The sequence below is a fragment of the Leisingera sp. UBA4491 genome, assembly GCF_002388965.1.
GTDB lineage: Bacteria > Pseudomonadota > Alphaproteobacteria > Rhodobacterales > Rhodobacteraceae > Leisingera > Leisingera aquaemixtae.
Window position 1 is genome coordinate 40103 of sequence record NZ_DGNN01000002.1, and the last position, 22937, is coordinate 63039.

20 protein-coding genes are annotated in these 22937 nt (G+C 65.5%); 15 read left to right on the top strand and 5 right to left on the bottom strand.

The genetic code is table 11. From position 1 onward, the window contains the following. Positions 1–46 precede the first annotated feature (46 nt). The 3 genes from hisN to B2P87_RS00570 all read left to right on the top strand — a co-directional run bounded on the left by hisN (position 47) and on the right by B2P87_RS00570 (position 2739). Positions 47–838: a histidinol-phosphatase gene (gene hisN, locus B2P87_RS00560; protein WP_141890734.1), complete on the top strand. Its 792-nt coding sequence runs from the start codon at positions 47–49 to the stop codon at positions 836–838. 118 nt (positions 839–956) lie between these two features. Beyond that, entirely contained in the window at positions 957–2294 is a 1338-nt protein-coding gene (locus tag B2P87_RS00565; RefSeq protein WP_141890733.1) for an 8-oxoguanine deaminase, read from the top strand. Positions 2295–2298: 4 nt separating this feature from the next. Next, a complete protein-coding gene (locus B2P87_RS00570; protein WP_141890732.1) occupies positions 2299–2739 on the top strand; it encodes a CAP domain-containing protein in 441 nt (146 codons plus the stop codon). 10 nt (positions 2740–2749) lie between these two features. On the opposite strand, the gene guaD is transcribed toward B2P87_RS00570, so the two are convergent. After that, entirely contained in the window at positions 2750–4045 is a 1296-nt protein-coding gene (gene guaD, locus B2P87_RS00575) for a guanine deaminase (protein WP_141890731.1), read from the bottom strand. A gap of 146 nt (positions 4046–4191) precedes the next feature. Between guaD and mgtE the strand changes: the two genes are divergently transcribed. From mgtE to B2P87_RS00595, 4 genes are all read left to right on the top strand, one after another. Continuing rightward, on the top strand, positions 4192–5580 hold the full coding sequence (mgtE, locus tag B2P87_RS00580) for a magnesium transporter (RefSeq protein WP_141890730.1): 1389 nt from the start codon (positions 4192–4194) through the stop codon (positions 5578–5580). Positions 5581–5589: 9 nt separating this feature from the next. Continuing rightward, the gene (locus B2P87_RS00585) at positions 5590–6153 is read left to right on the top strand and encodes a 5-formyltetrahydrofolate cyclo-ligase (protein ID WP_141890729.1); all 564 of its coding nucleotides are present in this window, start codon (positions 5590–5592) and stop codon (positions 6151–6153) included. 115 nt (positions 6154–6268) lie between these two features. Continuing rightward, complete coding sequence (locus tag B2P87_RS00590; protein WP_058285812.1) at positions 6269–7081, top strand: TIGR00282 family metallophosphoesterase; 813 nt, start codon at positions 6269–6271, stop codon at positions 7079–7081. A gap of 213 nt (positions 7082–7294) precedes the next feature. Then, positions 7295–9073, top strand: coding sequence for an SLC13 family permease (locus tag B2P87_RS00595; RefSeq protein WP_058285811.1), 1779 nt, complete (start codon positions 7295–7297; stop codon positions 9071–9073). 290 nt (positions 9074–9363) lie between these two features. Here B2P87_RS00595 and B2P87_RS00600 read toward each other — a convergent pair whose 3' ends face one another. Continuing rightward, positions 9364–11139, bottom strand: coding sequence for an SLC13 family permease (locus B2P87_RS00600; protein WP_141890728.1), 1776 nt, complete (start codon positions 11137–11139; stop codon positions 9364–9366). A gap of 123 nt (positions 11140–11262) precedes the next feature. Here B2P87_RS00600 and B2P87_RS00605 point away from each other — a divergent pair, with 123 nt between their 5' ends. Next, positions 11263–12003, top strand: coding sequence for a YebC/PmpR family DNA-binding transcriptional regulator (locus tag B2P87_RS00605; RefSeq protein WP_141890727.1), 741 nt, complete (start codon positions 11263–11265; stop codon positions 12001–12003). Between the two features lie 133 nt (positions 12004–12136). Here B2P87_RS00605 and B2P87_RS00610 read toward each other — a convergent pair whose 3' ends face one another. After that, positions 12137–12985 (bottom strand): hypothetical protein, encoded by an 849-nt coding sequence (locus B2P87_RS00610; protein WP_141890726.1) that lies wholly within the window; start codon positions 12983–12985, stop codon positions 12137–12139. 101 nt (positions 12986–13086) lie between these two features. Next, positions 13087–13971: a LysR family transcriptional regulator ArgP gene (locus B2P87_RS00615; RefSeq protein WP_141890725.1), complete on the bottom strand. Its 885-nt coding sequence runs from the start codon at positions 13969–13971 to the stop codon at positions 13087–13089. Between the two features lie 89 nt (positions 13972–14060). Here B2P87_RS00615 and B2P87_RS00620 point away from each other — a divergent pair, with 89 nt between their 5' ends. The 4 genes from B2P87_RS00620 to B2P87_RS00635 all read left to right on the top strand — a co-directional run bounded on the left by B2P87_RS00620 (position 14061) and on the right by B2P87_RS00635 (position 17765). Continuing rightward, on the top strand, positions 14061–14663 hold the full coding sequence (locus B2P87_RS00620; protein WP_141890724.1) for a LysE/ArgO family amino acid transporter: 603 nt from the start codon (positions 14061–14063) through the stop codon (positions 14661–14663). An 84-nt stretch (positions 14664–14747) separates the two neighbouring features. After that, a complete protein-coding gene (locus tag B2P87_RS00625; protein WP_141890723.1) occupies positions 14748–15680 on the top strand; it encodes a pirin family protein in 933 nt (310 codons plus the stop codon). 93 nt (positions 15681–15773) lie between these two features. Continuing rightward, a complete protein-coding gene (locus B2P87_RS00630; protein ID WP_058285805.1) occupies positions 15774–16694 on the top strand; it encodes a DMT family transporter in 921 nt (306 codons plus the stop codon). Between the two features lie 66 nt (positions 16695–16760). Continuing rightward, positions 16761–17765, top strand: a complete 1005-nt coding sequence (locus tag B2P87_RS00635) for a DUF1036 domain-containing protein (RefSeq protein ID WP_141890722.1) — start codon at positions 16761–16763, stop codon at positions 17763–17765. Between the two features lie 17 nt (positions 17766–17782). On the opposite strand, the gene betI is transcribed toward B2P87_RS00635, so the two are convergent. Further along, positions 17783–18358, bottom strand: coding sequence for a choline-binding transcriptional repressor BetI (betI, locus tag B2P87_RS00640; protein ID WP_141890721.1), 576 nt, complete (start codon positions 18356–18358; stop codon positions 17783–17785). A gap of 159 nt (positions 18359–18517) precedes the next feature. Here betI and B2P87_RS00645 point away from each other — a divergent pair, with 159 nt between their 5' ends. The 3 genes from B2P87_RS00645 (at position 18518) to betB (ending at position 22873) form a co-directional block, all read left to right on the top strand. Then, the gene (locus B2P87_RS00645; protein WP_141890720.1) at positions 18518–19726 is read left to right on the top strand and encodes a BCCT family transporter; all 1209 of its coding nucleotides are present in this window, start codon (positions 18518–18520) and stop codon (positions 19724–19726) included. 124 nt (positions 19727–19850) lie between these two features. Beyond that, a complete protein-coding gene (gene betC, locus B2P87_RS00650) occupies positions 19851–21359 on the top strand; it encodes a choline-sulfatase (RefSeq protein ID WP_141890719.1) in 1509 nt (502 codons plus the stop codon). Positions 21360–21415: 56 nt separating this feature from the next. Next, positions 21416–22873 carry a betaine-aldehyde dehydrogenase gene (betB, locus tag B2P87_RS00655; RefSeq protein WP_141890718.1) on the top strand — a complete coding sequence of 486 codons (1458 nt, stop codon included), beginning with the start codon at positions 21416–21418 and terminating at the stop codon, positions 22871–22873. The last annotated feature ends 64 nt before the right edge of the window (positions 22874–22937 follow it).

A 22937-nucleotide genomic window follows, 5' to 3' on the forward strand; every position in this document is an offset into this window, starting at 1 on the left:
GGATTTGCGCTTGCATTGACACCGGCCGGGTGGCACCCGTTCAAGCATGACACAAGCTGCATTTTCCGATCTCGATGTTGCTCACAGGATGGCAGACGCGGCCCGCGCTGCCATCTTGCCGCATTTCCGCACCACCTCTCTCAGCACCGAAAACAAGCTGGCTGGAGGGTTTGATCCCGTCACCGTGGCCGACCGCGCCGCGGAGCAGGCGATGCGCGCCGTGCTGGCAGAGCTGCGCCCCGCGGACGGCATCCTGGGCGAGGAATTCGGCGCTGAGCCCGGCACCTCCGGCCGCACCTGGGTGCTGGATCCGATCGACGGCACCCGCGGCTTTATCAGCGGCACGCCGACCTGGGGCGTTCTGATTGCGCTTGCAGATGAAAACGGCCCGTTCCTGGGCGTGATCGACCAGCCCTACACCGGCGAGCGCTTCTGCGGCGGTCCTGAGACCGCCATGATGACCGGCCCGCTGGGCGAGCGGCCGCTGGAAACCCGCGCCACGGCTGCGCTGGAAGACGCCATCCTGTTCACCACATTCCCTGAGGTCGGCACCGCCGAGGAGCGTGCCGGCTTCGAGCGGGTGTCTGCCCGCGCCAAGCTGACCCGCTACGGCACCGACTGCTATGCCTATGCGCTGGTGGCCGCAGGGCAGGTGGACCTGGTGATCGAAGCCGGTCTCAACGCCTATGACATCCAGGCGCCGATTGCGCTGATCCAGGCGGCGGGCGGCATCGTCACCGACTGGCAGGGCAACCCGGCCCATCAGGGCGGGCGGGCGCTGGCGGCGGCCAATGCCCGTATTCACGCCGCCGCGCTGGAGCTTCTGCGCCAGGCCTGACGGGCTTGAAACCGGCGGAGCCTGCCTGTAGTCTGCGCGGCAGGCCGGTTCTTCGCCCGTTTTCCATCGGCCAATCGCACATTCCACTGAAGCGGGCTGCCAAAAGGAGTGTGTGAAGATGGCAGAAATCCTGATTCAAAATGCCGGTACCGTCCTGACGATGGATGATGCGCGGCGCGTATTGCACGATGCGGATGTGCTGATCCGCGGCGGCGAAATCGCTGCGGTGGGGCAGGGGCTTCAGACCAGCGGCGAGACTGTCTCCGGCCGCGGCTGCGTGGTGACGCCTGGTCTGGTCAACACCCATCACCACCTGTACCAGAACCTGACCCGCGCTGTGCCGGGCGCGCAGGACGCGCTGCTGTTCGGCTGGCTGCAGCGGCTCTATCCGGTCTGGGCGCGCTTCACCCCGGACGAGATGTTTGTGTCCGCCCAGCTGGGCCTTGCCGAACTGGCGCTGTCGGGCTGCACGCTCAGCGCAGACCACCTGTACCTCTATCCCAACGGCGCGCGGCTGGAGGACACCATTCACGCGGCCCGCAGCATCGGCCTGCGGTTCCACCCGACCCGCGGCGCCATGAGCATCGGCGAAAGCGACGGCGGCCTGCCGCCGGACAGCCTGGTCGAGGATGAGCGCGCCATCCTGGACGACATGATCCGGGTGGTGGATGCCTTCCATGATCCCTCCGAAGGCTCCATGTGCCGGGTTGGCCTGGCGCCGTGCTCGCCGTTTTCGGTCAGCCGCGAGCTGATGCGCGATACCGCGCTGCTGGCCCGCGACAAAGGCGTGATGCTGCACACCCACCTGGCGGAGAACGACGAGGACATCGCCTACTCCCAGGCGCAATTCGGCTGCCGTCCCGGCCAATATGCCGAAGAACTGGGCTGGACCGGCGATGACGTCTGGCACGCGCACTGCGTTAAGCTTGATGTGCAAGAGATTGATCTTTTTGCCAGAACCCGCACCGGGGTTGCCCATTGCCCATGTTCCAACTGCCGCCTCGGCAGCGGCATCGCGCCGGTGCGCGCGATGCGCGACGCCGGGGTGCCGGTGGGGCTGGGGGTCGACGGCTCCGCCAGCAACGACATGGCCAGCCTCAGCGCCGAGGCGCGGCAGGCCATGCTGCTGCAAAGGGTCGCCTATGGCGCGGACGCGATGAGCGCCTATGAAGCGCTGGAGATCGCCACCCGTGGCGGCGCGGATGTTCTGGGCCGCCCGGACTGCGGCCGTCTGGAACCGGGCAAACGCGCCGATATCGCCATCTGGGACACCACCGGCGTTGCCTCCAGCGGCAGCTGGGACGCCGCCGCCCTGCTGCTGGCCGGCCTAACCCGGGTCAAGCACCTGTTTGTCGAGGGCAGGCAGGTCATCCGCGGCGGCGAGCTGACCACGGTGGATCTGCCCCGGCTGCTGGAGCGCCACCGCGGGCTGGCGCAGCGGCTGATGGAGGGGTGACGCCATGAAGAAACGGCGGCTTGCCGCAGCCTTCCTCCTCCTGTGGGCCGTGCAGGCCCAGGCGGAAGATGTGGACCGGTCCGCCGCCTTGGCCGGCGTCAACAGCTTGCGCGCAGGCTCCGGCCTGCCGCCGCTGGCCTATTCCGCCAGGCTGGAACAGGCCGCGCACGCCCATGCCGGGGACATGGCGCGCAAAGGGTTCTTCTCTCACACCGGCAGCAGCGGCAGCACTCTTGGCACCCGTCTGACAGGTGCCGGGTACGGCTGGTGTGCGGCGGCCGAGAATATTGCCAAGGGCCAGCCCGGCCTGGCGGAGGTGATGGCCAGCTGGCAGGCCTCCCGCGGCCACCGCAGAAACATGCTCAGCCGCGAAGTGACCGAATTCGCCATCGCCCGCGGCGCTGGCAATATCTGGGTGATGGTGCTGGCGCGCCCGGGCTGCTGAGGCGGCGCATTTATCCGCCCGTTACCCGCCTGCCGCCGATCCAGACTTCTGCAATCGCCCGGTCGTCACCCATCATGATGGTCGGAAACACCGCCTCCCACAGATCCTCTGCCCGTTCCGCCCGCTGGGCAATGGCCGGGGTGGAAGCGAGGTCCAGCACCACCAGATCCGCCTCCATGCCTGCTGCGATATTGCCGATCTTGCCGTCCATCCGCAGCGCCGCGGCCGATCCCTTGGTGGCCAGCCACAACAGCTGCGCCGCATGCAGCGGCGTGCCGCGCAATTGGCCGATCTCATAGGCCGCGGCCATGGTGCGCAGCATCGAAAAGCTCGACCCGCCGCCGGTGTCGGTGGCAAGGCCGATCCGCTGCCCCTCGGCCATCAGCCCGGCCATGTCGAACAACCCGGATCCGATGAAGGTGTTCGAGGTCGGACAATGGATCAGCGCGGCGCCATACTCGCGCAGGCGGTGCCGCTCGCGCTCCTCCAGGTGGATGGCGTGGCCGTACAATCCCTTGGCGCCCAGCAGGCCGAATTCCTCATAGGTGTCCAGATAATCCCGCGCCTGCGGGAACAGTTCGCGGACCCAGGCGATCTCATCGGTCTGCTCGCTCAGATGCGTCTGCATCAGGCATTCCGGATGCTTGGCCCACAGCGCCCCGATTGCCTCCAGTTGCTCTGGCGTTGAGGTGGGGGAGAACCGCGGCGTGATGGCGTATTCCAACCGGTCCACCCTGTGCCAGCGTTCGATCAAAGCCTCCGAGTCGTCATAGGCCGACTGCGCGGTGTCCCGCAGCCCCTCCGGTGCGTTGCGGTCCATGCAGGTCTTGCCCGCGACCACCCGCTGCCCGCGCGCCTGCGCCGCGGCAAAGAACGCATCCGCGCTTTCGGGATGGATGGTGCAGTAGCTGCAGACCGTGGTGGTGCCATGCGCCGCGGTCAAATCCAGGTAGCGCCCCGCGATTTCATCAGCATAGCCGCGGTTGCTGAACCGCATCTCTTCCGGAAAGGTATAGCTGTTCAGCCAGTCGATCAGCCGCTTGCCCCAGCTGGCGATGATCGCGGTCTGCGGGTAATGCACATGGGCATCGACAAAGCCGGCCAGGATCAGGCTTTGCCCGTGTTCGCGGACCTCAGCCTCCGGCAGCAGCGCCTGCATTTCGGCCAGCGTGCCGGCGCCTGCAATCAGCCCGTCCCGCACCGCCACCGCCTCCTGCAGACGGGCCGCGTCTTCCGGCTGCCCGCCGCCAAAGGGGGAGCCGGAGAAGGACAGAACTTGCCCCTTCAGGATGAAACCGGTGGCCATTTCTCCAACCCTTTCCTTGCAAATTCGGACCATGCAGGATACCCGCCGCATCAGCTTCGGACAGATTATGCCAATGTCATTGTTTTCCGGTAGCGGCTTCTTCTATTTTGCAGGCAAATACTCACAAAATAACCCGGGGGCATCACATGAGCAGCGGCGACAACATCAGCGGCGACGTGTCTCAGGACGACGCCTACCACCTCGACCGCAAGCTGGTGGCCCAGGTTCTGGAGGCGGTGGAGCAGGGCGACCAGCAGACCCTGACCGGCCTGCTGGAAGATCTGCACGCGGCTGACATCGCCGACCTTTTGGAGCAGATCGAGTCTGCTGAGCGCACCCGGCTCATCCACCTCTACGACCGCGAGTTCGACGGCGAAATCCTCTCGGAACTGGATGAAAGCATCCGTGAGGAAGTGATCTCCATCCTCAACCCCGCGGTTCTGGCCGAGGCGGTGCGGGAGCTGGAAAGCGACGACGTGGTCGACCTCCTGGAAGACCTGGGAGAGCCGCAGCAGGAAGCCATCCTGGAGGTGCTGGAGGATGCCGACCGGGTCGCGGTCGAGCAATCGCTGAGCTATCCGGAAAGCTCCGCCGGGCGCCTGATGCAGCGCGAGGTGGTGATGGCTCCGGAACACTGGAACGTCGGCCAGGCCATTGATTACATGCGCGCATCCGACGATCTGCCGGAACAGTTCTATCACGTGGTGGTGGTCGATCCGCGCGCCCATCCGGTCGGCAATGTCACCCTTGGGCGGATCATGGCCTCCAAGCGCGAGGTGCCGCTGACCCATCTGATGGAAGACACCTTTCAGGTCATTCCGGCGGATCAGGATGAGGAAGACGTGGCCTATGCCTTCAACCAGTACCACCTGATTTCCGCGCCGGTGGTCGATGACGAGGGCCGCCTGGTCGGGGTGATCACCATCGACGACGCGATGATCGTGCTGGACGAAGAGCACGAGGAGGACATCCTGCGCCTGGCCGGTGTGGGCGAGGAAAGCTCGCTGGCAGACCGGGTGATCGAGACCACCAAGCGCCGCTTCCCCTGGCTGGCGGTCAACCTGGTGACGGCGGTGCTGGCCTCGCTGGTCATCGCCCAGTTCGAAGCCGCGATTGCCCAGATCGTGGCACTGGCCGTGCTGATGCCGATTGTCGCCTCCATGGGCGGCAATGCCGGCACCCAGTCGCTGACGGTGGCGGTGCGCGCCATTGCCACCCGCGACCTGACCGGCTCCAACGTCTGGCGGGTGATCCGGCGGGAGGTGCTGGTGGGGCTGGTCAACGGGGTGATCTTTGCCATCGTCATGGGGCTGGTGGGGCTGGCCTGGTTCGGCTCTCCGATGCTGGGTGTGGTGATTGCCGTCGCTATGGTGGTCAATCTGGTCGTGGCGGGGCTGGCGGGAACGGTGATCCCGGTTCTATTGGAGAAAGCCGGAGTTGACCCCGCGCTTGCCTCCGGCGCCTTTGTGACCACGGTGACCGATGTGGTCGGCTTCTTTGCCTTCCTCGGCCTGGCCGCCGCCGTACTGCTGTAGGAGACCGCCATGACGGATCTGACTGAAATCAAGGCCGCCGCCCGCAAAGCCGCCTTTGCCCGCCGCAAGGGGGCGTTCGACCGCAACATCCCCGGCGCCGCAGGCCGCCTGTCAGAGGTGCTGGCCGGCTACCGCGGTGTGCCGCTGTCGGGCTACATGCCGATCCGTACAGAGATTGATCCCGTGCCCGCGATGGCCGAGGCGGCGGCGCACGGCCCCGTCGGCGTGCCGGTGATCCTGGGGGCGGGTCAGCCGCTGAAGTTCAGCCGCTGGCAGCCCGAAGGCCCGCTGCGCGAAGGCCCCTTTGGCGCCATGGTGCCGGAAGTGGACGACTTCTTCGAACCGGAAATCCTGATTGTGCCGCTGGTTGCCTTTGATGCCAACGGCGGGCGGCTTGGCTATGGCGGCGGCTTTTACGACCGCACGCTGGAACTGCTGCGCAGCAAGCGCGCCACGCTGGCGATCGGGTTCGCCTTTGACGCGCAAGAGGCCGAAGACCTGCCGCTGGAACCCACCGACCAGCCGCTCGACATGATCGTCACCGAAAGCCGCATCCTGCAGTTTTCACGCTGACGCCGCCCTGGGCGGCCAGTATTTTTGTGAAAAATCCTGGCAAAACGTTTCAGAAAAGTTTTGCGCGCCTGCGGCGGGACTTGTCCTGCCGGGCGCATCCGCGTACCACGCCGTAATGCGAATTCTGTTTTTAGGCGATGTGATGGGCCGCGCCGGGCGCCGTGCCATCACCGAAAATCTGCGGCGGCTGCGGCAGGACTGGCGGCTCGATTTTGTCGTGGTGAACGGCGAGAACGCCTCCAACGGCATGGGGCTGAGCGGCGAGCACGCCAAGCTGCTGCTGGACGCAGGCGTCGACTGCCTGACCTTGGGCGATCATGCCTTCGACCAGAAGGACATGCTGCAGTACATCGAGAAAGAGCCGCGCATCATCCGGCCCTTGAACTTTGCCAAGGGTGCCCCCGGCCGCGGCTACCGCCTGTTCAACGCGCCGGGCGGGCGCAAGGTGCTGGTGGTGCAGGCGCTGGGCCAGGTGTTCATGAAACGCGCCTTTGACGACCCCTTCGGCGCGGTGGAGGCGGTGCTGAAGGCGCATCCGCGCGGCGGGCTGGCGCAGGCGGTGATCGTCGACATGCATTGCGAGGCCACCTCCGAGAAGATGGCAATGGGCCATTTCTGCAACGGCCGCGCCTCGCTGGTTGCAGGCACCCACACCCATGTGCCGACCGCGGATGCGCAGATCCTGTCCGAAGGCACCGGCTATCTGACCGATGCGGGCATGTGCGGCGATTACAATTCGGTCATCGGCATGGATAAGGCCGAACCGATGCGCCGCTTCCTGACCGGTATGCCGAAGACGCGCTTTTCCCCCGCAGACGGAGAAGCCACCCTGTCCGGCGTCTTTGTCGAGACCGACGACCGCACTGGCGCCGCCAAACAGATTCGCATGGTGCGCAACGGCGGACTGCTGCAGGAATCGGCTCTCTGAGCGGCAGCCGCTGGCTGCCGCCGGCAGGCTGAGGCGGGAAGCCCGGCCGGAATTGCCGGGAATTGCTGCGGATTCTCCCGAATGGCACCGGGCGCGCCTGAGCAGGTGCGGAATTTCTTGCTCCGCCAAAGGGTTTCAGGGAAACTGCGCGATGGCAGAGCGCTGTCCCGCGCGCTAAACCCGCCTTAAACAATATGGGCATAGTCACGGCACATGCAGTTTTTCCAATTTGGTGACACCGGCAGCCCCTTCCTGGCGCTTGCGATTGTCCTGGCCATGTTTGTGGCGTTCCTGCGGGAGACCTACCCGACCGAGGTGGTGGCGCTGACCGGCGTGGCTGCCATGCTGGCCACCGGCGTCCTGCCTTACGGCGAGGCGCTGCCGGTGCTGGCCAACCCGGCGCCCTGGACCATCGCAGCGATGTTTATCATCATGGGCGCGCTGGTGCGCACTGGCGCGCTGGATGCCTTCACTCAGATCGCCAAGAAACAGGCGGAGGTCAATCCAAGGCTCGCCGTGGCGCTGCTGATGGCGTTTGTGGTGTCCGCCTCGGCTGTGGTCTCCAACACGCCGGTGGTTGTGGTGATGATTCCGGTGTTCATCCAGATCTCCCGGATCTTGAACGTTTCGGCCTCCAAGATGCTGATTCCGCTCAGCTATGCGGCAATCCTGGGCGGCACGCTGACGCTGATCGGCACCTCGACCAACCTGCTGGTGGATGGTGTCGCGCGGGCGCAGGGGCTGGCCCCCTTCACCATTTTCGAAGTCACCCCGCTGGGCCTGATCCTGATCGCCTACGGCATGGTTTACCTGCGCTTCATCGCGCCGCGGCTGCTGCCGGAACGCGACAGCATGGCGGCCATGCTGAGCGACAAGTCGAGGATGAAGTTCTTCACTGAGGCGGTGATCCCGCCGGAAAGCAACCTGATCGGCCGCGAAGTCACCGGCGTGCAGCTGTTCAAGCGCCCGGGCGTGCGGCTGATCGACGTGATCCGCGGCGACGAGTCCCTGCGCCGTAACCTCGAAGGGGTTGAGCTGCAAGTCGGCGACCGGGTTGTCTTGCGCACGCGGATGACCGAGCTTCTGAGCCTGCAAACCAACAAGGAACTGAAGCGGGTCGACCAGGTTTCCGCGGTGGAAACCCAGACTGTCGAAGTGCTAATCACCCCGGGCTGCCGCATGGTGGGCCGCTCGCTCGGCGCCCTGCGCCTGCGCCGCCGTTACGGCGTCTACACGCTGGCGGTGCACCGGCGGAACCAGAACATCGGCGTGCAGCTCGACGATCTGGTGGTGCGGATCGGCGACACCCTGCTGCTGGAGGGCGCGCCCGCCGACATCCAGCGTCTGGCCGCCGACATGGACCTGGCGGATGTCTCGCAGCCGACCCAGCGCGCCTACCGCCGCAGTCACGCGCCGATTGCGGTTGCCGCGCTTTTGGGCATCGTGGTGCTGGCCGCCTTTGGCGTGGCGCCGATCCTGATGCTGTCGGTGCTGATGGTGTCGCTGGTCTTTATCACCCGCTGCATCGACGCGGATGAGGCGTTTTCCTTTGTCGACGGGCGGCTCTTGGCGCTGGTCTTCTCGATGCTGGCGATTGGCGCGGCGCTGGAAAGCTCCGGTGCGGTTGCCCTGATCGTCAACGCCATCGCGCCGGCCCTGTCGATGCTGCCGCCGTTCCTGCTGGTCTGGGCGGTCTACCTGCTGACGTCGGTCTTGACTGAGCTGGTGTCCAACAATGCGGTGGCGGTGGTGGTGACCCCGATTGCCATCGGTCTCGCCCAGGCGATGGGGGTCGACCCGCGGCCGCTGGTGGTGGCGGTGATGGTGGCGGCCTCGGCCTCCTTTGCCACCCCGATCGGCTATCAGACCAACACGCTGGTTTACGGCCCTGGCGGCTATAAGTTCACCGATTTCCTGCGTGTCGGCATCCCGCTGAACCTGACCGTCGGTATGCTGGCGTCGCTGATCATTCCGTTCATCTGGCCGCTCTGACCACCGGAGAGTGAGCCGGACGCGGCGGACAGCCGCCGGGCGGGCAAGTCTTTACGGGAAATTAGCAGTGCGGGCCCCATATAGAACAGGGTGAGTGTTCATAGGGGGTATCATGGAGACGCGGAGAATTTTCTTGTTTGTTGTGCTTGCTGGTTCGACGGTCATCGCGCTGGTGTCGCAGGCTTGGGCGTCCGATGCGGGACAGGCGGTGGTGGCTGCGGTGCAGGCGGCAAAATTCTTGTGAAGAATTTTATAGCAGAACTTTTGTGTAAAAGTTCTGCGCCGCCCCGTCACAACGGCCAGAACACCAGAATGGCCGGGATCGACACGGCGATGACCAGCACCTCAAGCGGCAGGCCCATGCGCCAGTAATCGCCAAAGCGGTAGCCGCCTGGCCCCAGCACCAGCGTGTTGTTCTTGTGCCCGATAGGCGTCAGGAAGGCCGCGGAGGCCGCCACCGCAACCGCCATCAGGAACGGATCGGGCGAGACCCCCAGGGTGTCCGCCATCTGGATGCCCACAGGGGCCGCGACAATTGCCGTGGCGGTGTTGTTCAGCACATCCGACAGCGTCATCGTGACCACCATCAGCACCGTCAGCACCGCCCAGGCCGGCAGGCCTTCTGTCAGCGTGGTCAGCGCTCCGGCAATCAGCGCGGTGCCGCCCGAGGAATCCAGCGCCGCCCCCAGCGGGATCATCGAGCCGAGGAGCACCACCACCGGCCACTCCACATGGTCATAGATCTCCGCCACCGGCAGGATCTTCAGCAGCACGTAGCCCACCGCAACCAGCCCCAGAGCGACCGGCAGATAAAGCAGCCCCACAGAGGCCGCCAGCACTGCGGCGGCAAACAGCCCGATGGCGGCCCAGGTCTTGTCATTGGACGTCACCGCCAGGCCGCGGGCGGCCAGCGGCAGGCAGCCCAGCCAGTCGGCGACATCGGCGCTGTGCCCGCGCGGGCACAGCAGCAGCAGGATATCCCCCGCCTCGATCTTGGTCTGACGGATATGGTGGGTGATCCGGCGGCCTTGCCGGGAAATGCCCAGCAGCACCGCGCTTTGCCGCCAGGACAGGCCGATGGCCTGGGCGCTGCGGCCGCGGATGCGTGCGGTCTCGGGCACCACCAGCTCCAGCAGCTCCAGCCCTTCGCCCGCTGCAGTCAGCTTTTCCTGCCGCGCGGCATCGGCAAAATCCAGCTTCAGCGCGCTGCGGAATTCATCCAGCGCTTCCGGCTCGGCCTCGATCACCAGCGCGTCGCCCTCCCGCAGAATGGCCGCGACAGAACGCCCGTAGCGCCGCTTGCCATCGCGGATCAGCCCGAGAATGGCGACATCGGCCTTCTCGGCCTCTTCATCCAGCTCTCCCAGGCGCTTGCCGATGAGACCGGACTCTTCGCCCACCGTCAGCTCTGCGATATAGGGCGCCAGCTGCGCCTCCGAGGCGCCGGCGGCATTTTCCCGCGCCGGGATCAGCCGCCAGCCGATCAGCGCCACAAACGCCAGCCCTGCCAGCGCCGCGGCACCGCCCACCGGGGCAAAATCGAACATCCGGAACGGCTCGCCCAGCGTTTCCTCGCGGATCGCCGAAATGATGATGTTGGGCGGCGTGCCGATCAGCGTGACCATGCCGCCCAGGATGGTGGCAAAGGACAGGGGCATCAGGCTCAGCCCCGGCGCGCGGCCTGCCTTGCGGGCAGTCTGGATGTCCACCGGCATCAACAGCGCCAGCGCCGCCACATTGTTCATAAAGGCCGACAGCACCGCGCCCACGCCGCCCATCAGCGCAATATGGGCGCCCAGGCCGCGGGCGGAATCCACCAGCGTCCGGGTGATCAGGAACACCGCGCCGGAGCGCACCAGCCCGGCAGAGACGATCAGCACCAGCGCCACCACCAGCGTTGCCGGATGCCCGAAACCGGAAAACGCTTCGCCCGCGGGCACCACCCCCAGCACCACGCCCGCCAGCAGCGCCGCAAAGGCCACCAGGTCGTAGCGCCAGCGCCCCCACAGAAGCAGGCCGAAAACGGCGGCAAAAAGGGCAAATAAAACGGCTTGATCGAATGTCATACCGCCACCTTAGCCATCCAAAACAAGGGAACAAGAGCGAAGCCGGGGCAGGGGCGCTTGAAAGCAGGTGCCGGCACGGGCTATATGAGCGCCAATTCGGATATTAAGCAGCAAGGATGCACCATGGCAGGCCATTCAAAATGGGCTAACATTCAGCACCGCAAGGGCCGTCAGGACGCGGCGCGGTCAAAACTGTTTTCCAAGCTGGCCAAGGAGATCACCGTGGCCGCCAAGATGGGCGACCCCGATCCCGACAAGAACCCGCGCCTGCGCCTGGCCGTCAAGGAAGCCAAGTCGCAGTCCGTCCCCAAGGACGTGATCGAACGCGCCATCAAGAAGGCCATCGGCGGCGACGCCGAGAACTATGACGAAATCCGCTATGAGGGTTACGGCCCGGCCGGCGTTGCGGTGATCGTCGAGGCGATGACCGACAACAAGAACCGCACCGCCTCCAACGTGCGCTCGATCTTCGGCAAGAACGGCGGCAACCTGGGCGAAACCGGTTCGGTCGGCTTCATGTTCGACCGCAAGGGCGAGGTGACCTACCCGGCCTCCGCCGGCGATGCGGACACCGTGATGATGGCGGCGATCGAAGCCGGCGCCGAGGATGTCGAAAGCTCCGAGGACGGCCACATCATCTATTGCGCCGACACCGACCTGAATGACGTGTCCAGCGCTCTGGAAGCGGAGCTGGGCGAATCCGAGTCGACCAAGCTGGTGTGGAAACCGACCACCACCACCGAGCTGGACCTGGACGGCATGCAGAAGCTGATGAAGCTGGTCGATGCGCTGGAAGACGACGACGACGTGCAGCGCGTCACCACCAACTTCGAGGCCTCCGACGAGGTCATGGCGCAGCTTTAAGCCGCCGCCCTGCGCGATCCATCAAGGCCCGCCATCCCGGCGGGCCTTTTTCGTAGCTCAGCCCCGCAAGACCGCTTCTTGGGGCTGTAAATGTCCCCGGGTGTGAGGCCCAAGGGGACGAGGGCGCGCCCCCTCAGAACGCCTCGCCTGTGAGCACCCCGGCCGCCCGCAGCTCGGGGCGTGACGGGATCCACAGCGCCCCGTTGCCAACGGCAAAGATCTCGCGTGCAAATGCCGCGCGGATGCCCTGCTGCCGGAAAAAGGCCAGGTCCTTCCGTTGTTCCTTCAGCAGATCCACCTGCGGCAGCCCGCCTTCGAACATCAGTGCATAGCTATGAAACCCCAGTTGCCCGCCGGCGGCCAGGCGGCGCGTGCGCCCGGCGGCAAACATCAGCGTGCAGGCAGAGGCGCACAGCGCCGCGGCCTCGGTATCCAATTGATGCCGCCGGATCAGCTTTGCCGCGCCGCGGGCCTCGTAGATCAGCCCGCCAGGCCCCGCCAGCCGCACCCGGCGCACCTCCGGCGCGGCGGCCAGCAGCGCCTCCATCCGCCGGGTCAGCCCATGGGTGATTTCGCCGTCAAACACCAGCACCAGCCCGTCTTCGGATACGCTCAGGCTGTACTGGGCCTCGCGCTCCAGCCGCCGCTGCTCGGCATAGGCGGGCGCCTCCACCGCCCGGGCAATCAGCAGCGCGTCCCACCACAGGATCACCGCCGCAAACCCTGCAAACAGCAGCACCAGATAACCGCCCCAGACCGCCATCATAGCCCCGGTGCTGCGCACATGCGCATCGGCGCTCAGCTGAAACGCCCGGGCCTGCCACAGCAGAAACAGCCCGTCCGCCGCCATCAGCACAAAGGCCAGCGGCACCGGCAGCCGCACCCATTGGTTCAGCGCCAGCCATCCCAGCACCAGACAGCCCCGCGGCAGCACCACCTGCAGCGCCAGGCTGCGCGGCAGAGACGGGGGCAGGGCGCTCATCCGTTCAGCCCTGCCGCCGCCTTGGCCGGGGCAGGCGCCAGCTGCAGGACGGGCAGCGGTTTGCCTTCAGAAAACATCGCGGCCCTTTCCGGCGCGGCAGGCTAGTTTTGCGTCAGATACTGTCTTGCCGATTTCTGCACGGCGCGGGTGACTTCGGCAAGGGCGGGCGCCATTACCCGCGCCACTTGCCAGGTCAGCGGCACCGGCAGCGTGCTGCCCGCAATCAGCGGCACCAGCCGGCCGCTGCGGATGTCCTCCGCCACCATCGGCAGCGGGTTCATGCCCCATCCCAGACCCGCCGCGGCAGCGTCGATGAACGCCTGGGTCGACGGCAGGAAATGGGCGGGCGGCGACAGGCCGGGCGCCACATTGCGCTCCAGCCACAGCCGCTGCAGATTGTCTTTTGCGTTGAAGATCATACAGGGCGCTTTTGCAGCAGCCTCGGGCGTTACCCCCTGTGCAAACCAGCGCGCCATGAACGCCGGGCTGGCAGTCGCCGCGTAATCCAGCGTGCCCAGCGGATAGGCTTCGAACCCGGTCACCGGCTTGGAACTGGCAGTCACCGCAGCAGAGACCTCGCCCCGTTTCAGCCACTCCGCGCTGTGGTCCTGATCATCCACCAGCAGGTCGAACAGCACCCCCTCCACCGCCGCCATCGCCCCGATGAACCAGCTCGCCAGGCTGTCGGCATTGACCGCAATCCGCAGCCGCACCGGGCCCTGGTCCGCCTCCAGCGAAAGCTCGCGCGCCAGCTGCGCCTCCAAGAGGCCGATATCTTCGGCATGTTTGGCGATCCGCAGCCCCGCCGCGGTGCCGGTGCAGGGCGATCCCCGCAGCACCAGCGCGGTGCCGGTGCGGTCCTCCAGCGCCTTGATCCGCTGGGATATGGCCGAAGGCGTCACCGACAGCGCATGCGCCGCCGCCTCAAACGCGCCGAGGCGCAAGACCGCGCTCAGCGCTGCCAGCTGGCTGGGATCCATCTGCATTAGCAACTCTAATCTGACTTAAACCTCTTTAACTGGATTAATCCCGAGCGAGGTTTTAGTCAAACACCAGCACATGAATGGAGACACCGATGCCCCCCAGCCTGCTCGCCGGATTTGCCCTTGGCCTCAGCCTGATCATGGCGATCGGCGCCCAGAATGCCTTTGTCCTGCGGCAGGGGCTGCGGCGCCAGCATGTGTTCTGGATCTGCCTCACCTGCGCGGGCTCCGACGCGGTGCTGATCACCGCGGGCGTCTTCGGGTTCGGCTCCCTGGCGCTGGCGGTACCGTGGTTCGAGCAGGCGATGCGCTGGGGCGGTGCGGCCTTCCTGATCTGGTACGGCGCCCGCGCCCTGCGGGCCGCCTGGCAGGGCGGGGAGAAGCTGGAAGCAGCGCAGGAGGGCGCAGGCGCAGCGCTGCTGCCGGTGCTGGCCACCGTGCTGGCGCTCACCTGGCTGAACCCGCATGTCTACCTCGACACGGTGGTGCTCCTCGGCTCAATCTCCGCCCAGTATCCGCAGCCCCTGGTCTTTGCCGCCGGCGCCACAATCGCCAGCTTCACCTTCTTCTTCACGCTCGGCTATGGTGCCAGCCTGCTGGCTCCGGTCTTTGCCCGCCCGCGCGCCTGGCAGGTGCTGGACGCCGTTGTCGGCCTGACCATGTGGGCCATTGCGGTAAAGCTGCTCCTGATGTGACGAACAGCGCCTGTGCGCGTCTCGCCCTAACGCCTGCGCGGAATTGCGCTACCTTTTCCCTGTAGCCACCGACAGGAGGGAAGGATGAGCTGGAACCCGGCACTGGAACCGCAATGCCCCGATGCGGGCGGTCTCGACGCGATCGAAACGGTGATCATCCCGCGCGCCCGCGACATCGGCGGCTTCGAGGTCCGCCGCGCGCTGCCTGCGCCGCGCCGCCAGATGGTCGGGCCCTTCATCTTCTTCGACCAGGCCGGACCGGCGGAGTTTTTGACCGGCCAGGGCATCGACGTGCGCCCGCACCCGCATATCGGCCTCGGCACAGTTACCTACCTCTACGAGGGCGAGTTCGAACACCGCGATTCCCTGGGCACCCACCAGATGATCTACCCGGGCGAGGTGAACTGGATGGTGGCGGGCGAGGGCGTCACCCATTCCGAGCGCACCTCCGCCGCGACCCGAAAAGGGGCCAGCAGCCTGTTTGGCATCCAGACCTGGATCGCGCTACCCGAAAGCCACGAGGATGCGCCCGCAAGCTTTGAACACCACGGCAAGGAGGCACTGCCGCTGCTGGAGGGCGAGGGCAAGGCCGCCCGTCTGATCCTCGGCACCGCTTGGGGAGAGAAGGCGCCGGCAACCCTTTATTCCGACACCTTCTATGCCGATGTGGTGCTGCAGGCCGGGTCCAAGCTGCCGTTGCCCACGGATCATGAGGACCGGGGCATCTATGTGACCCAAGGAGCGGTGGAAATTGCCGGCGAAACCTTCGAGGCCGGCCGCATGATGGTGTTCCGCCCGGGCGACGAAATCACCGTGACCGCAGGCCCCCAGGGCGCCCGGCTGATGGCGCTGGGCGGCGAGACGCTGAACGGGCCGCGCTATATCTGGTGGAACTTCGTCGCCTCCTCCCGCGACCGGATCGAGGCGGCCAAGGAATCCTGGGCTGCCGGCGACTGGCAGCACGGGCGCTTTCAGCTGCCGCCGGGCGATGATCAGGAGTTCATCCCGCTGCCCTGACGCCGCAGCGTTCCGGCGCGCAAAGCGGCCCGCCCGGAACTATTTCACATGTGAAGCCTTGTGCCGCCGCCCGAACGGGTGTTCTGTCACCTCATGAGCCAGACCGCAGACACCGCACCAGCCCTCCAAAACCCGCTTAAGGGCGTGTTCTGGATGGTGGTCACGGGGCTGTGCTTTGTCGCGGTGACGGCACTGGTCAAATACCTGGGCAGCCGCATCCCGCCTGCCGAAAGCGCGTTTCTGCGCTATTTGCTGGGGCTGGTGTTTCTGATCCCGATGGCCGGATCCCTGCGCAGGGCGCAGCTGACCCCGCGGCTGTGGGGGCTCTATGCGGGCCGCGGTGCGGTGCATACAGCGGGTGTGATCCTGTGGTTCTACGCCATGACACAGATCCCGCTGGCCGAGGTCACGGCGATGAACTACCTGTCGCCGGTCTATGTGACATTGGGCGCGGCGCTGTTTCTGGGCGAGAAACTGGCCTTCCGCCGCATCTCTGCCATTGCTGTTGCCCTGATCGGCGCGCTGATCATCTTGCGCCCGGGCTTCCGCGAGGTTTCGCCCGGCCACATTGCCATGCTGTTCACCGCGGTGTCCTTCGGCGCCTCCTACCTGATCGCCAAGTTCACCGTCGGCAGCAACAGCCCGGCGGTGGTGGTGGCGATGCTCTCGGTCTTTGTCACCCTCGGGCTTGCCCCCTTTGCCCTGGCCGTCTGGGTGACACCCACCCTGACAGAGGTCGCGATCCTGTTCGGCGTCGCCTGTTTTGCCACTGCGGGCCATTACACCATGACCCTGGCCTTTGCCGCCGCACCCGTGACGGTGACCCAGCCGGTCACCTTCCTGCAGCTGGTCTGGGCCACCCTGCTGGGCGCCCTGGTGTTTGCAGAGCCGGTGGATATCTGGGTGGTTTCCGGCGGCGGGCTGATCCTGGCGGCGGTCAGTTTCATCTCCTGGCGTGAAGCTAGGATCAAAAAGAAAGCCGCTACACCTTCCGGTAACCCGGCCGGGCTTTGATCGTCTTATAGATGTTACAAGTCCGGGGTAATCTCCCGCCCTTACAAGTGTCAGCGGGGGCTGTGAATGGCGTTTTTCCTTTGGCTGCCAGCGCTGCTGCTGGCTGCCCTGTCAGAGCCGGCGGCCGCCAGTGCCGGGACCAGTATCTGCAATGATACCGGGGCCCTGCACCAGCTCGCCGTGACGGCGCGCACCGATGGCAGCTGGATCACCCAGGGCTGGCAGGCTCTGGCGCCGGGCGACTGCACCAACCCTCTGCCGGAGGGGTATCAGGGCCGGTTCTTCTACTTCCGCGCCGAAAGCCCGGGATACCAGTTCCGCGACGACAGCATCCGCTTCTGTACCAAAGCAGGGCCGTTCCGCGCCGGGGGCAGCGGCGATTGCGCCGCCCGCGGCTACCGCGAACAGGCCTTCGCCAGGGCCCGCATCAGCACGGACAGTCAGAAGATTCCGCTCAGTTCCCGTTCCCAGGCCGCGGCCGCTGCGCCAGACACAGACGAAGCCGGCGGCACACCCTACGCGGCAGCTGTTGTCCTGCAGGGCTGCAGCCCGGAGCAGGAGGGCGCCCCTGCGGCCTGCCGCTTTGTCGGCGGCGGCATGGAGATCCGGGCCACCGCCGGCAAACAGGCTGCCGTGCCTGCATTTGCGTTTCTGATGACTTTGCAGCAGGGCGCCCCGCTCGCGGTCGAGGGGGAACTGATCAGTTCCTTCGGCTCTCACGGTGATCTGGACCTGCACAGCGCCGCCTTGCGCCAGCCGAACCGCCATGACCGGCTCTTGCGGCAGATGCAGGGACGCTGGGTGTCCGCGGCGGATCCCGGCGACAGTTTCACCCTGTCCGGCGCGGTGCGTCAGGTCAGCTACAGGGGCAGCGCGATGCCGCCGGAATTCGTCTCGGTGCTGGACACCTGCCACGGCGCGGGCACGGCCGGAGATTTTCTGCTGGCCCGCGACAGCGAACGCGGCACCGGCCTGTGCTACCGGATCCAGTCTCTTAGCAGCGATGAGCTGACCCTGATCTACCTGCCGCGCGGCACCCGGCTGGTCTACCGGCGCCTGCCGGAGGGCTAGGGCAAAGTCTCAGGCGTTCAGGGGATCACCAGATCCACCACCCGGTGCGCCGCCGCGCGGGCGTCCTGCGGGTTCAGCGCCTCCTCGGATTGCGCCGCCTGCAGCCAGACACCATCCATGTAGCACTGCAGCGCCTGGCGCGCGGTTTCCAGCTGTTCCGCCGGCAGCAGCGCCCGCAGCTCGGCCAGGAAATGGCTGCGCACCCGGGCGCGGTTGATTCGGTGCAGGCGGCTGAGCCGCGGCGAGTAGGGGGCATTTGCCCAGAACTGCATCCAGATGCTGCACTGGGGAACGGTGAACAGATCGTCGGCAAAGTTCGCATCCATCACCGCATAAAGCCGCTCGCGCGGGGTGCGCGCGGTGGCGTATCCGTCGCTCATTGCGCGCCGCAGCTTGCCTAAAAGATGCAGCATCGTGGCTTCCATCAGCCCTTCCTTGGAGCCGAAATAATAGTTGATCGAGGCCGCCGACGCGCCGGCTTCCCTGGCGATTTCCGCCATCGTTACAACCCCATAGCCCCGCTTGTGCACGGCGATGATGGTGGCTTCGATCAGCTCTTCGTTGCGGATGTCCCGGATGCGTTTCCTGCTCATGACAAAGTTGTGCGGCAATTGGGGCGCCGTTTCAACTGTTGTTAGAAGGAAATGAAATCTTGAACGGCCATTCAAAAAACCGTTTGGCCGGTCAGCCGGCTGTGATATGTACCCAATCCATGTCTAAGGGCGGAAACCGTCCGGAAATGGGAGGGACATATGACTTCAATCATCTCATTCGGGATTCTGCTGGCCTTTGCGCTGGTGGCGTTCTGCGTGATCAAGTGGTGGAACGTCCGCAACGTCGGCGTGACCCCGGTTCACCTTTTCACCTTCATTGCAATCCTGTTCACCTCCGGTCTGGATGTGGGCCTGATCATGTTCCCGCTGGCCTGGGATTTCCCGCTCTATGCGGACACCGCCGCGGAACCGGCCTATGGCTTCACCAACCCGCTGGCGCTGGAGTTCGGCTTCTGGGGTTTCCTGATCTGGGGCTTCTATTTCCTGACGACCTTCTATTTCTGCGTGATCGAGCCGCGGGTGAAGTTCTTTGAGATCCCGCTGGTGAAATGGATCAACAACATCGTGATCATCGGCACCTGCGCCTTCACCGGCGCGCTGTTTCTAATCTACCTGCCGTATTACGCCACCTTCATGGGCGACGGCGAAACCGTGATCCCGGCCTTCTATGTCATCACCTTCCTGGTGATCCTGTTTGCCGCCTTCTCCTCCACCGACATCAAATACGTGCGCATCCTGTCGGTTGGCTCCACCGTGCTGTTCATGGCGCTGATCCTGGGCATGTGGGCCTATGCGGGCATGGGCCTGGGCGCCTTTGCCGAGACCGCAGGCAACATCGGCGGCTACTTCTCCAACATCCACAAGTTCATCCTGCCGCTGACCGACTATCATGAGTTCTACCTGTTCTGGTGGTTCGCATGGTCGATCATGATCGGCCAGTTCACCTCGCGCTTTGTCGGCGGCCTCAAGACCTGGCAGGTCCTGGCAGCGCTGCTGATCTTCCCGTCGATCCCGCTGGGTGTGTGGTTCTCGGTGCTGTACTATTACCACCTGAACAGCATCGAAACGACGCTGCTGATCAACGTCTCCATGGTCGCGGTGGGCATCATCTTCGTGGTCAACTCCTTTGACTCGCTGATCCGCCTCTACACCGACAACCTGAACCTGACGGCCAAGCGGTTCGGCACCATTCCCTATGTGCTCGGCAACGCGGTTGTGCTCTTCGGCCTCACGCTGGCCTTCCAGAGCCAGTGGCTGCAGATCCAGTGGATCGGCACCATCGTGATCGGCATTTACGTGGCCTGCCTCGCCTACATCCTGGCCTTCAAGCGCAGCGACGTGATGAGCATCGACGCCTCGCCCGAGGAAAACACCCTCGATTTCGAGAAGATCAAGACAGCCCACTAAGGGCGGTCTCCCGGCTGGCCCCCAAGTTTCCCCGAATGAGGGGACCAGCCACCAACTGCCTGGCAGCGCTTTCGGGCCTGCCAGGCGCCTTTGCAAAGCATCGCCAATTCTTGGGAGGTCCGCGATGAGTGCCCCGAATATCCTGATCCTGATGGTTGACCAGTTGAATGGGACGCTTTTCCCGGACGGCCCCGCCGACTGGCTGCATGCTCCGAACCTGAAGAAACTGGCGGAACGCTCCACCCGCTTTGCCAACGCCTATACCGCATCGCCCTTGTGCGCGCCGGGCCGGGCGTCCTTCATGTCCGGGCAGCTGCCCTCGCGCACCGGCGTCTATGACAACGCGGCTGAGTTCCGCAGTGACATCCCGACCTACGCCCACCACCTGCGCCGCGCCGGCTATTACACCTGCCTCTCGGGCAAGATGCACTTTGTCGGCCCCGACCAACTGCACGGGTTCGAGGACCGGCTGACCACCGACATTTACCCGGCCGACTTCGGCTGGACCCCGGATTACCGCAAGCCGGGCGAGCGCATCGACTGGTGGTACCACAACATGGGGTCGGTCACCGGGGCAGGGGTGGCGGAGACCTCCAACCAGATGGAATACGACGACGAGGTTGCCTACAACGCCACCGCCAAGCTTTATGAGCTGTCGCGCGGTCTGGACGACCGCCCCTGGTGCGTCACCGTCTCCTTCACCCATCCGCACGACCCCTATGTGGCCCGCCGCAAGTACTGGGATCTCTATGAGGACTGCGAACACCTGCTGCCCGAGGTTCCGGCGATGGCATACGAGGACCACGACCCCCACGCGCAGCGGATTTTTGATGCCAACGACTGGCGCAGCTTCGACATCTCGCAAGAGGACATCAAGCGCTCCCGCCGCGCCTATTTCGCCAACATCTCCTATCTGGATGACAAGATCGGCGAGATCCTGAACGTGCTGGAAACCACACGGCAGGAGGCGATCATCCTGTTTGTCTCCGACCACGGCGACATGCTGGGGGAGCGCGGATTGTGGTTCAAGATGAACTTCTACGAAGGCTCTTCGCGGGTGCCGCTGATGATCTCGGCGCCGGACCTGCCTGCGGGCCTGATCGAAACCCCGGTCTCAACCATCGACGTGACCCCGACGCTGGGCGCGCTGGCCGGTGCCGACATGGGCGAGATCGAGCCCTGGACCGACGGCCAGAACCTGGTGCCGCTGGCCACCGGCACCGAACGCACCGAGCCGGTGCTGATGGAATACGCGGCAGAGGCGTCTTATGCGCCGCTGGTCTCCATGCGCTACGGCAAGTGGAAGTACAACCGCTGCGCGCTCGACCCTGATCAGCTGTTCGATCTGGAGGCCGACCCGCACGAGCTGACCAATCTGGCAGAGGACCCGGCCCACGCCGGCACCCTGCAGACGCTGCGCGCCAAGTCAGAGGCGCGCTGGAACCTGGAGACCTTCGACGCAGACGTGCGCGCCAGCCAGGCCCGCCGCTGGGTCGTCTACGAGGCGCTGCGCCAGGGCGGCTACTACCCCTGGGACTACCAGCCGCTGCAAAAGGCCTCTGAGCGCTACATGCGCAACCACATGAATCTCGACACCCTCGAGGAAAGCAAACGCTTTCCCCGGGGCGAATAACCATAGCAACCGTTCAGCATCTCCCCTGCTGAAAACCCCCGCTGGAGACACACACCATGACACATCCCGCACAGCCCAAAGCCAGCCACTTCATCAACGGCGCATACGTCGAAGACACCGCAGGCACCCCGATCCCGGTGATCTACGCCGCAACGGGTGAGCAGATCGCCACCGTCTACGCGGCCACGCCCGCAATCGTCGAACAGGCGCTGTCCACCGCCAAGGAAGCGCAGAAGGCATGGGGCAAGATGACCGGCACCGAGCGCGGCCGCATCCTGCGCCGCGCCGCCGACATCATGCGCGAGCGCAACCATGAACTGTCTGTTCTGGAAACCTATGACACCGGCAAACCGCTGCAGGAAACCCTGGTGGCCGACGCAACCTCCGGCGCCGACGCGCTGGAGTATTTCGGCGGCCTCGCAGGCTCCCTGACCGGCGAGCATATCCCGATGGGCGAGGACTGGGTCTATACCGTGCGCGAGGCACTGGGCCTGTGTGTCGGTATCGGCGCCTGGAACTACCCGACCCAGATCGCCTGCTGGAAAGGCGCGCCCGCACTGGCCTGCGGCAACTCGATGGTGTTCAAACCGTCCGAGACCACGCCGCTCTGCGCCCTGAAAGTGGCCGAGATCCTGCACGAGGCGGGCCTGCCCGCGGGCCTCTACAACGTCATCCAGGGCATGGGTGAGGTCGGGGCCGCGCTGGTCACCGACCCGCGCGTCGACAAGGTCTCGCTGACCGGCTCGGTGCCGACCGGCAAGAAGGTCTATGCTGCCGCCGCCGCAGGCATGAAGCACGTCACCATGGAACTGGGCGGCAAATCGCCGCTGATCATCTTTGACGATGCGGATGTGGAAAACGCCGTCGGCGGCGCCATCAACGGCAACTTCTACTCCTCCGGCCAGGTCTGCTCCAACGGCACCCGCGTGTTTGTGCAGAAAGGCATCAAGGAGAAATTCCTGGCCCGCCTGGCGGAACGCACCGGCGCCGCCGTGCTAGGCGATCCGCAGGACGAGGCGACGAACTTCGGCCCGATGGTCACCGAAAACCAGATGAACATCGTGCTGGGCTACATCGAAAAAGGCAAAGAGGAAGGCGCCCGCCTGATCTGCGGCGGCAAGCGCGCAGATATGCCGGGCTTCTTCGTTGAACCCACCGTCTTTGCCGATGTGACCGACGACATGACCATCGCGCGCGAGGAAATCTTCGGCCCGGTGATGTCGGTTCTGGACTTCGACACCGAGGAAGAGGTGATCGCGCGGGCCAATGACACAGAGTTCGGCCTGTCGGCAGGTGTCTTCACCAACGACTTCAGCCGCGCCCACCGGGTGATCGGCCAGCTGGAGGCCGGCAGCTGCTTCATCAACTCCTACAACGACGCGCCGGTCGAGGCGCCGTTCGGCGGAGTGAAGGCCTCCGGCGTGGGCCGCGAGAACTCGAAAGAGGCGATCAAGCACTTCAGCCAGGTGAAGTCGGTCTACGTCCGCATGGGCGACGTCGAAGCGGCGTTCTGATTGCCCTTTCGGGCAACGCCCACCCGCCCGCCCCGTTGCCCAAAAGGGCAATCAGGGCAGGGCG